This is a genomic window from Cystobacter fuscus DSM 2262, from assembly GCF_000335475.2.
Lineage (GTDB): Bacteria > Myxococcota > Myxococcia > Myxococcales > Myxococcaceae > Cystobacter > Cystobacter fuscus.
In genome coordinates, this window is record NZ_ANAH02000001.1 from 359823 (window position 1) to 372540 (window position 12718).

The 12718-nt window shown below is 70.2% G+C and carries 7 protein-coding genes; 4 read left to right on the forward strand and 3 right to left on the reverse strand.

The genetic code is table 11. The annotated features are described in order from the left end of the window. Positions 1-22 precede the first annotated feature (22 nt). Positions 23-1927 carry an SLC13 family permease gene (locus D187_RS01360; RefSeq protein WP_081713547.1) on the reverse strand — a complete coding sequence of 635 codons (1905 nt, stop codon included), beginning with the start codon at positions 1925-1927 and terminating at the stop codon, positions 23-25. 202 nt (positions 1928-2129) lie between these two features. On the opposite strand from D187_RS01360, the gene D187_RS01365 reads away from it, so the two are divergent. The 3 genes from D187_RS01365 (at position 2130) to D187_RS01375 (ending at position 6244) form a co-directional block, all read left to right on the forward strand. Next, a complete protein-coding gene (locus D187_RS01365; protein WP_002622130.1) occupies positions 2130-3923 on the forward strand; it encodes a phosphoenolpyruvate carboxykinase (GTP) in 1794 nt (597 codons plus the stop codon). A 102-nt stretch (positions 3924-4025) separates the two neighbouring features. Next, complete coding sequence (locus D187_RS01370; RefSeq protein ID WP_002622131.1) at positions 4026-4835, forward strand: tetratricopeptide repeat protein; 810 nt, start codon at positions 4026-4028, stop codon at positions 4833-4835. Then, complete coding sequence (locus tag D187_RS01375; protein ID WP_002622132.1) at positions 4835-6244, forward strand: ABC transporter substrate-binding protein; 1410 nt, start codon at positions 4835-4837, stop codon at positions 6242-6244. The genes D187_RS01370 and D187_RS01375 overlap by 1 nt, the downstream gene beginning before the upstream one ends. 57 nt (positions 6245-6301) lie before the next feature. On the opposite strand, the gene D187_RS01380 is transcribed toward D187_RS01375, so the two are convergent. Beyond that, positions 6302-6703, reverse strand: coding sequence for a DUF5335 family protein (locus D187_RS01380; RefSeq protein WP_002622133.1), 402 nt, complete (start codon positions 6701-6703; stop codon positions 6302-6304). 124 nt (positions 6704-6827) lie between these two features. After that, a complete protein-coding gene (gene gspG / locus D187_RS01385; RefSeq protein WP_043427715.1) occupies positions 6828-7247 on the reverse strand; it encodes a type II secretion system major pseudopilin GspG in 420 nt (139 codons plus the stop codon). Positions 7248-7645: 398 nt separating this feature from the next. On the opposite strand from gspG, the gene D187_RS01390 reads away from it, so the two are divergent. Beyond that, positions 7646-12718, forward strand: coding sequence for a type I polyketide synthase (locus D187_RS01390; RefSeq protein WP_020917715.1), 5073 nt, complete (start codon positions 7646-7648; stop codon positions 12716-12718).

Genomic DNA, 12718 nt, shown 5'->3' on the forward strand with positions numbered 1-12718 from the left:
CTCCCGCGTTCCGCCCCCCTCTCTACCGGTTGAGCCCGGCTCCCTCCCGCACGGGGGCGGCTGTCGGCGCCTCGGGCCCCGCCCCTCGCGGGCCCGGCGCGCGCGCGGCGGCCGCCGGGGTGCCCTCCCTGCCCTGGAAGGGCCAGCGCATGGGCACCAGCACCACGAGCAGGGCGAGCAGCGCGGCCGTCAATGGCGTGCCGAGCCGGAAGAAGTCCGTGAAGCGGTAGTGGCCGGGGCCGTACACGAGCACGCAGCTCGGCTCGAGCGGGGTGATGAAGGAGCAGCTCGCCGCGAGCGTCACGCCCATGGCGAAGGGCCGGGGATCCACCCCCAGCTTCACCGCGGCGCCCACGGCCACCGGCAGCACCACCAGGGCCGCGGCCTGGTTGCTCATGGGGGCCGACAGCACGATGGTGAGCACCATCATCGCGAGCATCACCAGACGCGCGCCCCCATAGGCCCCGAGCCGCGCCGCGTGTTCGCCGAGGAAGCGCCCCGCCCCGCTCGTCTCCATGGCCACGCCGAGCGCCATCATGCAGCCGATGAGCAGCACCACCCGCCAGTCCACCCGGAAGGCCCGGCCCGCGTCCACGCACCCGGTGGCGATCATCCCCAACATCCCGGCGAGCCCCGCCACCGACAGCGGCACCACCTCGAGCGAGCCCAGCAGCAGCGCCCCGAGGAACAGCACCACGGCCAGCAGGGCCTTGGCATGGCGGGGCGGCTGGTACTCCACGCCCCCCAGCACGAGCAGTTGGGCACCCTCCGTCAGCTCCTGCACCCGCTCGCGTGCCCCCCACAGCAACAGCACGTCCCCCGCCGACAGCTCCAGGGTGGACAACGAGCGCCCGCCCACGCGCCGGCCCAGCAGCTGCAACTTGGTGAGCCGCTGGATGACGGGCCTGCGATGCAGCGCCAGCGCCACCAGGCCGTAGCGCTCGAGGAAGTGCGTCTCCTTGAAGCTGTGGCCCACGAGCGGACTGTCCGGGGTCACCGTCGCCTCCACCAGGATGGTGTCCTGGGGGCGCAGCTCCGAGTCCGACAGCTTCACGTCCGGCCGCAGCTCGATGCCCTTCAGGTCCTTCACCCGGAGGATGTCCTCGCGCTTGCCCTCGATGATGAGCCGCTCGTCGCCCACGAGCTGGTACGCCGGGAGCGCCGGCAGGGACTGGCCGTCGCGCACGATGCCGATGACGCGCAGCCCGAGCCCCGTGGTGATGTCCGCCAGGGTCTTGCCCAGGTAGGCGGAGTCCGAGGGCAGCATCGCCTCGGTGAGGTAGTCGCGCACGGTCCAGTCCTCCATGGAGTCCGCGCCCTCGCGCGCCGGCAGCAGCACCGGCCCCAGGAACACCACGAGCAGCATGCCGAGCACCGCCAGCGGCAGGCCCACGGGCGTCAGCTCCGTCACCCCGAGCGGCTCGAGCCCCAGGCGGGGCAGCGCCGCGGAGACCACCAGGTTGGTGGAGGTGCCATAGAGCAGCACCATGCCCCCCAGCATGGAGGCATACGCCATGGGCAAGAGCACCTTGCTCTTGGGCACCCTGGCGCGATGCGCCGCCCCGATGGCCACCGGCAGGAAGGCCGCCGTCGTCACCGTGTTGGACACGAAGGAGGAGAACACCGCCACCGCCCCCATCATCGCCAGCACGAACGTCTGGTGGCCAAAGCGCGCGAAGAAGGACAGCCGCTGCCCCACCAGCAGCACCACCCCCGTGCTCGCCAGCCCCTGCGTCATCGCCAGCAGGGTGAAGATGAAGATGACGGTGTCGTTGCTGAAGCCCGCGAACGCCTGCTCGGGCGTCAGCACCCCCGTGAGCGCCAGCAGGCACACGATGGACAGTGACGTCACCTCGATGGGGATCGCCTCCAGGGAGAACAACACGAGCGCCAGCAGCACGGTGCCCAGGACGATGGCGATGGTCATCATGTGAGGGCGCGCAGCCTGGAGCCCGCCAGGCGCGGAAGGAAATCTTCCGGTACTGAACGTCGGCTTCTGAATAGACACGATTCAATTAGTAAAATTGAATGAACAAGCGAGTCTCCGAGGGAGGCGAGGAAGCGGGCGTCGTTGCTTTTACAAGCGGGAGCCAGAAATGTAGCCGGACCTTTTACAAGGAGATGTCCACATGGCCTCGCTCCAAACCCCAGGGACCCAGGGCAGCGCTCCCACGAAGAACCCGGAGCTCCTGGCCTGGGTGGCGAAGATGGCGCAGATGACCCAGCCGGATCAGATCGTCTGGTGTGACGGCTCGGAAGAGGAGAAGAAGCGGCTGACGGAGCTGGCGGTGAAGCAGGGCATCCTCATCCCGCTCAATCCCCAGAAGCGCCCGGGGTGCTACCTGCACCGCTCCAACCCCAACGACGTGGCGCGCGTGGAGCACCTCACCTTCATCTGCACCACGAACAAGGAAGACGCCGGGCCCACCAACAACTGGATGGAGCCCGAGTCGGCGTACACCAAGCTGTCCCACCTGTTCACCGGGAGCATGAAGGGCCGCACGATGTACGTGGTGCCCTACGTGATGGGCCCGCTGGGCAGCCCCTTCGCCAAGGTGGGCGTGGAGCTGACCGACAGCGTCTACGTGGTGCTCAACATGCGCATCATGACGCGCATGGGCCGCGCGGCGCTGGAGATGCTGGGCGACGCGGGCGAGTTCAACCGCGGCCTGCACAGCACCGGCGACCTGGACCCGGAGCGCCGCTTCATCTGCCACTTCCCCCAGGACAACACCATCTGGAGCATTGGCAGCGGCTATGGCGGCAACGCGCTCCTGGGCAAGAAGTGCATGGCGCTGCGCATCGGCAGCTACCTGGGCCAGCACGAGGGCTGGCTCGCCGAGCACATGCTCATCCTCGGCGTCACCAGCCCCCAGGGCGAGACGACGTACGTGGCGGCGGCCTTCCCCTCGGCGTGCGGCAAGACGAACTTCGCCATGATGATTCCGCCCAAGGAGTACGCGGGCTGGAAGATCGAGACCGTGGGCGACGACATCGCGTGGATGCGCGTGGGACCGGACGGGCGGCTGTGGGCCATCAACCCCGAGGCCGGCTACTTCGGCGTGGCCCCCGGTACCAACACGAAGAGCAACCCCAACGCCATGGCCAGCGTGGCGCGCGACACCCTCTTCACCAACGTGGCCCTGACGGCCGATGGGGACGTGTGGTGGGAGGGCATGGACGGCGAGGTGCCCGAGGAGCTCACCGACTGGCAGGGCCGGCCCTGGAAGAAGGGCAGCACGGAGAAGGCGGCGCACCCCAACAGCCGCTTCACCGCGCCCATGACGAACAACCCCGTGCTCAGCCCCAAGGCGAACGACCCCATGGGCGTGCCCATCTCCGCCATCATCTTCGGCGGCCGCCGCTCCAACACCGTCCCGCTCGTGCTCCAGGCCTTCAACTGGACCCATGGCGTCTTCCTGGGCGCCACCATGGGCAGCGAGACCACCGCCGCCGCCACCGGCAAGGTGGGCGTGGTGCGCCGCGACCCCATGGCCATGCTGCCCTTCTGCGGCTACCACATGGGCGACTACCTCCAGCACTGGCTCAACATGCAGAAAGCCATTGCCCACCCGCCGAAGATCTTCCAGGTCAACTGGTTCCGCCAGGACAAGAACGGCAAGTTCATCTGGCCGGGCTTCGGCGAGAACATGCGCGTGCTCGAGTGGATCGTGAACCGCGTCCACGGCCGCGTGCCCACCGAGGAGACGCTGCTCGGCTGGGTGCCGCGCTCCGATCAGGGCCTCAACACCAAGGGGCTGGACCTGGCCAGGGAGTCGCTCGCCGAGGTCACCTCCATCAAGCCGGACGAGTGGAAGGCGGAGCTCAAGAACCAGGAGGTCTTCTTCGAGTCCCTGGGACTCAAGGCTCCCGAGGCGTTGACGTTGCAGCGCAAGCTGCTCATCTCTCGTCTCGAGAGTTGACGGATCCGACACACGGTGGGTGGGCCCCGCTCGACGGGGCGTGGGCCGCCCTTCCGCATCAGGAGGGAGCGGCCCGAGTGTTTTGGAGTAGACTCGGCCGCCATGAGATTGGTCCTGCTTCTGTGGACGGCCCTGCTGCTCACCCCCTTCGCGGCACACGCCAAGGCCCCCTCCGCCAAGGAGCTCGTGAAACAGGCGGAGCGGCTGTATGACCAGAAGAAGTACGTGGAGGCCGCCGAGGCGCTCGAGAAGGCGAACGAGCAGGCCCCCGACTCGCGGCTCGTCTACAACATCGCCCGCGCGTACGACCAGGCGGGCCGGGCGCGCGAGGCCATCAGCTACTACGAGCAGTACATGACGGACGGCGAGGACGCGCAGCTGCGCAAGCGCGCGCGCTCGGCGGTGGATCGCTTGCGTCTGCAGCAGCAGAAGGAAGAGGCGGCGGCGGCGGCGGCGGAAGCCGAACGCAAGCGCATGCAGGACGAGGCCGAGGCGGCCCAGCGGCGCATGGAGGCGGAGCGCGAGGCGGCCCGGCAGGCGGAAGCAGCCAACCAGCTGCGGCTCGAGGAGGCGCACCGGGACGCGCTCGCGGAGCGCAAGCGCACGCAGATCACTTCCTTCGCCCTGGGAGGCCTGGCGGTGGCGGGCGTCGGCATGGGCGTCGTCTTCGGGGTGCAGGCGGGGAACGCCCGCGCCCACTTCGACAACGCCCAGGACCTGGACACCAAGCTCGCCGCGCGCACCGCCACCCGGAGCAACGCGCTGCTGGCGGACATCGGCTATGGCGTGGGCCTCGTCAGCGCCGTGGCGGCCGTGCTGCTCTATCCCCGGCAGCCCGCGCCCGTGGCGGGACAGGCCCGGTTGATCTCCGCGCCCCGGGGCTCGGGCGCGGGTGTGGAGGTGAGCTTCTGATGCGCGCACTATGGATGACGGGAGTGTTGTCGGTGCTGGCCAGTGGGTGCAGCTTCACCACGGCCGCGGGGCTCGACGAGTGCGAGACGAGCGCGGACTGTGGCAGCGACCGGGTCTGCACCCCCGAGAAGCTGTGCCTGCCGCTGCCCGTGGGCTGCGGCACCGTGTACGGCTCCCAGAGCCCGGATGCCATTCCCATCGGGGGCCTGTTCCCCGTGCATTCCGGCACGGGCGTGGGCGCGCCCATCGACGAGTCGGATGAGCAGGCGCTCAACGCCGCGGTGCTGGCGGTGGAGCAGATCAACCAGCGAGGCATTGGCGGCAAGCAGCTCGCCCTGTACTTCTGCGACACGGGCAACGACGTGGGGCGCGCCCAGCGGCAGGCCGAGTGGCTGGTGAAGGAGAAGAAGGTGCCGGCGATGATCACCGCCGGCAGCAGCCAGACGCTCCAGGTGGCCCAGGCGGTGACCATCGCCGCGAGCGTGGTCACCCTGAGCTACAGCGCCACCTCGCCCGAGGTGACGGACCTGCCGGACAAGAATGGCGGGCAGGTGGGATTCGTGTGGCGCACCTCGGCCTCGGACGCCATCCAGGGCAGCGTCATCGCGAACCTGCTGCGCAACGACGCCCGCTTCGGCGCCCCCAAGAAGGTGGGCATCTTCTACGTGAACGATCCCTATGGGCAGGGGCTCTTCAACATCGTCTCCGAGCGACTCGACGCGACCCCGAAGGTGGAGAACGAAGGGGACTCGTATACGCGCCAGGGAGACGTCAAGGCGGCGCTGGACACGCTCAACCAGTTCGATCCGGACCTCACCGTGCTGGTGGGCTTCGCCAGCGACGTCACCACCATCCTCACCGAGGCCGCCACCCGGCCCAACCTCCAGCGCAGCGTGCACAAGTGGCTGTTCTCCGACAGCGTGAAGGACGTGGCCGTGCTGGCCAATGGCACGGCGTCCGCCCAGGCGCAGGGCTTCTATGGCACGGCGCCGGCCCAGGGCACGGGGCAGGCCTTCCGCGCCTTCCAGAGCAGCTTCAAGGACCGCTTCAACAAGGACCCGAGCGCCTACGCCTATACCTCCAATGCCTATGACGCCATGTACCTGCTGGCCCTGGGCGCCTCCTACGCCCAGGGAACCAGCGGAGCCGTGACGGGCCCGAAGCTGGCCGAGGGCCTGACGAAGGTCTCGTCCGTGCAGAACAGCCCCGTCCAGCTCACCAGCAGCAGCTTCACGAGTCTCGCCGCGGAGCTCGCCGCGGGCCGGAGCGTCAACGTGGATGGAGCCAGCGGCGCCCTGGACTTCAACAACGACACCGGCGAGGCGCCCTCCCCCGTGGAGCTGTGGCAGGTGGCCGGCAACAACTTCGCGACCATCGAGACCATCCCGGCGCCCAGGACCACGCCGTGACGCCCCCTCCCCCGCGCGAGCGCTTCCCCGAGGGGCGCGGCGCGGGGGAGCGGCACGCTACGCCCAGGACGCCGCCCCGTCCGCGCCCGGAGCCTCCGCGTGGAACCAGGCCGGTACCGGCTCCCCGCCCTCGAAGTACAGCAGGCTCCGGGCCCCGTCCCGGTCCTCGATGCGGATGCACTGGATGTTGCCCTCGTCGTCCATGAGCAGGTGCACGTGCTCCGGCTCACTGACGTGGTGGGTGAACTCCCGGCGCAGCGTGCCCACCGTCACCTCCAAACTGCCCGGCTCCCGCGACTCCACGTCGATGCCCACCAGCGGCAGCGCCTGCTCCATCCGCCACGACGCTCCCTGTCCGGCCTCCACCTCCAGCCGGAGGGGATGACTCGACGCCCGCTCGCTCAACAGCTCGAAGTAGGCGAACCAGCTCCGCCGGGGAATCTCCGCCGCATAACCCATGGCCTACCTCCTCCCCGGAAGGTAGGTCCGCGAGCGCCCCGGCCATCCACCCCTTCCGCGATGGCGCGACCCAACGACTCCCCAGGCCGGAGAGCGGGCGGGCGGACATGCACCTCGTGGCTCGTCAGGAGCCCGTCCCACCTTCCGGCTCCGGGTCACACGAACACAGGTCCGCGTCGTTGGCGTCTCCTCCGGACACCCCATCGCCCCCATAGGAGGTGATGCGCGGCTTGCCCCCTTCATTCACATAGACGTACTCATTGCCCCAGGGGTCCTTGGGCAGCCCTTCCAGGATGCGGTTGTCCACCAGCCCGCGCAGGCCGGAGGCCGTGTCTGGGAAGCGGCCCTTCTTGGCGTAGTACACCTTGAGCGCGTTACCCAGGGCGTGGAAGTCCATCCGCGCCCGGCGCTGCTTGGCCTGGTCCAGCTGGGTAAGCACGGACACTCCCACCGCGGCCATGATGAGACCCAGGATGGTGATGACGACCATGATCTCGATGAGCGTCATGCCGCGTGCCCGGTGGTGCCGCGCCCCCTTCTTCATCTGTTGCACCTTGTAGCTCCCTTGTCTGGCCCCACGTGGAGCCAGACATCCGCCTGTGCAACCCGTGCGCCGGACCCGGCGGCGCGCGTGGCGTCGAGGAGCGCGGAGCGGACGCGAGGAGGCCAGGGTCGGCATGCACGCCAGGCTGTCCCGGGCGATGACGCGTTCATGGGACAGTGTGTCGGGACAGGATGACGGGACACTTTGTCCCGCCGAGCGCCACGTCCTCTGGCTGCTCCACGAGTGGCCATCCACCCGGGCACACGCATGCGAGTGGATGCCGCCCATACCCCCCAGCGCTCCGCTGGGCACCCATGGCCGTGGTACAATTCAATCCCCCTTGAAGTTCTCGCCTGAAGCCCCCGCTGGGTTCGACCCGGTCTAAAGAAAGAGCCTGAATGGATGCCATCGCCGTGGTGGGATTGGGTTGCGTCCTGCCGAACGCGCACCGCGTTTCCGACTTCTGGACCAGCATCTCCACCGGAAGGATTTCACTCGCGAAGGTGCCCGCCCGCGCGTGGGACCACTCACTCTACTTCAGCCCGGATCGCACGATGCCGGACCGGGCCCACGCGGACGTGGGCGGATTCATCAACGACTTCGTCTTCGATTGGCGCAAGTACAAGGTGCCGCCGGCGGACGCACAGAACGTCCACCCCCTGCAGTGGATGATTCTCGAGGCCGGCACCCAGGCCCTCTCCGAGGTGCGCGTGCTGCCGCGGGAGACCACCGGCATCCTGCTCGGGGCCACCAGCCTGGGATGGCAGCGCGACAGCGGCATGCACATCCGCCTGGAGGACATGCTGGACGCGGTGCGCACCACGGACGAGTTCCGTGCCCTGCCCCTCACCCGGCAGCAGGAGGTGCTGGAGATCACCGCCCAGCGCCTGCGCGCGCGCCTCAAGGAGTGCAGCGACGACAACGTGGTGGGCTCCTCGGCGAGCGTGGCCGTGGGACGCATCAACATGCAGTTCGACCTCAAGGGGCTGCACTACTCGGTGGACGCGGGCTACTCCTCGGCGCTCGCGGCGCTGGACCTGGCGGTGCGCGGCCTGCGCGACGGGGAGTTCGACCTCGCGGTGGCCGGCGGCGTCAGCGAGATGCTCACGCCGCTGGAGTTCATCGCCTTCTCCAAGCTGGGAGGGCTGTCCTACAAGGGCCACGTCCGGCCCTTCTCGGATGACTCGGACGGCACGCTCCTGGGCGAGGGCGTGTCGCTCTTCGCCCTCAAGCGGTTGGAGGACGCGGAGCGGGACGGGGAGACCATCTACGCGGTGCTGCGGGGCATCGGCGGCTCCTCGGACGGGCGGGGCAAGTCGCTGGTGGCGCCCCGGCGCGAGGGACAGGCGCTCGCCATGCGCCGCGCCATCGAGGACGCGGGGGTGGACCCCACGAGCGTGCAGTACGTGGAGTGCCACGCCACGGGCACCCAGGTGGGGGATGCCAGCGAGGTCCAGGCGCTCGCGAGCATCTACACGGGCGCTCCGGGCTCCATCGCGCTCGGCTCGGTGAAGGCCAACATCGGTCACCTGCGCGCGGGCGCGGGCGCCGCCGGTCTGCTCAAGGCGGTGCTGTCGCTGCACCACGGTCAGATTCCGCCCCAGCCGGGCGTGGAGCGCGTCAACCCGAAGCTGGAGCTGGAGCGCACGCCCTTCTTCGTGCCGCGCAAGGCGCAGCCGTTCCGTCCGGGCACCACGCCGCTGGCGGCCGTGAGCTCCTTCAGCTTCGGCGGCAACAACTACCACGCGGTGCTGGAGGCCTACCGGCCGGGCCACGGCCGCACGCCCCAGCCCCGTCGCCACCAGGCCGAGCCGCTGGCCATCATCGGCATGGGCGGCATGTTCCCGGGCGCCCCCAGCGTCGAGGCCCTGTGGAAGCGGCTGCTCGAGGGCCACGACGCCACGCGCGAGGTGCCCCCGGAGCGCTGGAAGGCCGAGCGCTACTCGCACCCGGACCGCAAGGATCGCACGTACACGAAGCTGGGCTGCTGGTTGGAGAACCTGCCCTCTCCCACGCTGGAGATGCGCATTCCCCCCGCGGCGTGGGCTTCGTTGGATCCCTCGCACGTGGTGACGCTGCTGAGCGCCGAGCAGGCCCTCAAGGACGCGGGCTACGCCGCGGACAAGTGGAACCGGGAGCGGGTGGCGCTCGCGCTCGGCTTCCTGCCCTACCAGGGCATCAAGTTCCTGGCGGACACGCGCGTGCGCTGGGCGGAGTTCGCCCGCGAGCTGCGCGAGACGCTGGAGAAGTCCGGCATGCCCGAGTGGATGCGCAACGTCATCCTCAAGGGCGCCGAGGAGCGCTACAAGGCGGGCCTGCCCCCCATCAGCGAGGACAGCCTCACCGGCTACCTGGGCAGCCTCAACGCCGGGCGCATCTCCTCGCTGTATGACTTCCACGGCCCGCACATGGTGATGGACTCGGCGTGCGCCAGTTCGCTCGCCGCGCTCCACGCCGCCGCGAAGCTGCTCAACCACCGGCAGGCGGACGTGGTGCTCACCGGCGGCGTGTGGGCGGACATGTCCCCCGAGTTCTTCGTCGCCGGCTGCCGCTTCAACGCCCTGTCCTCCCGAGGCAGCTCGCCCTTCTCCGCCAACGCGGACGGCTTCGTGCCCGGCGAGGGCGCGGGAGTGCTCGTGCTCAAGCGGCTGTCGGACGCCGAGCGCGATGGCGACCGCATCCACTCCGTCATCCGCGCCATCGCCGGCTCCAGCGACGGCAAGGGCCGCTCCGTGCTGCCCCCGAGCGAGATGGGCGAGACGCTCGCCATGCGCCGCGCGCTCACCGCCGCGAACGTGCCGCCCACCAGCGTGGACTACGTGGAGTGCCACGGCACCGGCACCGCGCTGGGCGACGTGGTGGAGACCAAGTCCACCCACAACGCCTACGGCGAGGGCCGCACCCGGCCCCTGCTCATCGGCTCGGTGAAGAGCAACATCGGCCACCTCAACGCCGCGGCGGGCGTCGCGGGGATGATCAAGGTCACGCGCGCCATGCAGGAGCACCTGCTGCCCCGCTCGCTCAAGAGCGAGCCGCGCAACCCGAAGATTCCCCAGGGCCTGGAAGTGGTGACCGAGCAGCGCGAGTGGCCCGTGCCCATGGGCGGCGGCCCGCGCCGCGCCGGGGTGAGTTCGTTCGGCGTGGGCGGTTCCAACTTCCACGCCATCCTCGAGGAGTATAAGGCCCCTTCACCGCGGACCGCTGGCAAGGAGCCGGAGCCGGGGAAGAAGGAGTCGGTCAAGAAGGAGGCCGGGCCGGTGAAGGAAGCCGCGCCCATGAAGAAGGAGGAAGCGGCGGTGAAGAGGGAAGGCGAGCCGGTGAAGAAGGAGACGGAGCCCGCCGACGCGGAGCCCCGGCTCATCGCCGTGGCGGGAGCGGACGCGCGCGCGTGCCTGACGCAATTGGACCGGCTGTGCGAGGCGACGGGCGCCCTGGAGGACACGCGCCGCGTGCCCGAGGGGCCCTACCGCGTGGCCGTCACGGCGCGCACCCGCGAGGAGCTGCGCAAGAAGCGCGACTTCCTGCGCAAGGCGGTGGAGACGGGCGGGGACATGGAGTTCCTCGGCCAGTCCGGCATCTTCGCGGCCGGGCCGGACGCTCCCCTGCGCGGCGCGCCGGTGGCCATCACCTTCCCGGGCCAGGGCGGCCAGTACGCCAACATGCTGCGCCCGCTCGCGCGCGCCTACCCGGTGGTGCAAGCCACGCTGGACGAGGCGGACCGCGTCTACCTGCACCTCACCGGACGCACACTCACCTCGAGCTTCTACACCGAGGACGCCAAGGGCTACCGGCAGAACGACGAGGACATCCACGCGGCCGTCTTCCTCGTCAACGTGGCGCTCTACCGGCTGCTGCGCGCCCATGGCATCCGCGCGGACGTGCTCGTCGGACAGAGCGCGGGGGAGCTGGCGGCGCTGGTGGCCGCGGGCACCCTCACCCTGGAAGAGGGCCTGCGCGCCATCCACTCGCGCACCCTGGCCGTGCTGGAGATGCCCACGGTGGACCCGGGCCAGATGGCGGCGCTCACCTGCGCCTCCGAGCAGGTGCCCGAGCTCATCGCGGGCCTGCCCGGCTATGCCACCCTGGCGGCGGACAACGGGCCGCGCGCCTGCATCGTGTCCGCGGATCGCGAGGCCCTGCCCGCCCTGGTGGAACGCTGCGCCGCGCGTGGCATCGAATGCACCGTGCTCGCGGTGTCCCACGGCTACCACTCGGCGCTCATCGCGGGCGCGCGTCCCGCCTACCAGCGGGTGCTGGAGGGGTTCGCCTTCCGCCCGCCCACGGTGCGCCTGGTGTCCACCATCGACGCGAAGGAGTATGGCGGCCGGCCCTCGCGCGACTACCCGGCCTTCCTGACGAGCCAGTTCGTCGAGCCCGTCCGGTTGCGGCAGGCCCTCGCGGAAGCGCACCGCCTGGGCGCCCGCATCTTCATCGAAGCCGGACCCAAGTGGTCTCTCACCCAATTCACCCGGGAGATCCTCAAGGGTCAGTCCCATGGTGCCATCGCATCGATTCACCCCAAGGTAGGTGACATGGAACAGTTCAAGCGAGTCGTCGGACATTCGTACGTCAATGGCGTCGGGCAGCTCTCGGCGGACGCCGTGAACGGCGAAACCGTGGAGCAGGTGCTGCTCGGACTGCCCCTGGACGGGGTGCTCGAGCCCGCCACCGCGCTCAAGATCGCCATCGCCCTGGGCCGTGAGTTCAGCGTGGACGCCTCGGTGGCCCGGCCCGAGAACCTCGTCACCCTCGAGACGATCATCGCCCTGGTGGAGCAGCTGCGCACGGGCCAGAGCGCGGCCGGCCTCGCGGCCCCCGCCCCCCGGGAGGCTCCCGCCGCGGCCCCCGCCAAGGCCGCCGCGCCCGCTCCCGCCGCCCAGCCCGTCACGACGGTGCAGAAGTCCATCGCGCTGGAGGAGGAGGTGCGGCGCGTGCTGATGGACACCGTGGTGGCCAAGACGGGCTACCCCGAGGACATGCTGGAGATGGACCTCGACCTGGAGGCCGATCTCGGCATCGACACCGTCAAGCAGGTGGACATCTTCGCGCGCACCCGCGAGGCCTTCGGCGTCTCGCGCGACCCCAACCGCGCCCTGCGTGACTTCAACACCCTGCGCAAGGTCATCGAGCACATCGTCGAGCGCGCGCAGCACGCGAGCCCGCCGGCCGCGGCGGCTCCCGCTCCGGCTCCGGCCGCGTCGGCCACCGCCACCGCCGCGGCGGCGCTCGCCAAGGCCGCCGTGCCCGTCACCGTCTCCGAGGAGTCCTCGAAGCGCGCGGGGGGTGGGGGCGGGCAGCGCTCGGTGCGCGACGCGCTCTTCGCCCTGGACCTGCGGCAGGTGGGCGCGAAGCAGGACGAGCTGAACCGGCTGGGCGAGGCGATGGCCTCGCGGGTGGGTGTCGCCGCGCCCGACATGGGCCAGGTGCGCACCTTCGGAGACCTCCTCCAACACTTCGTGAAGGACCGCTAG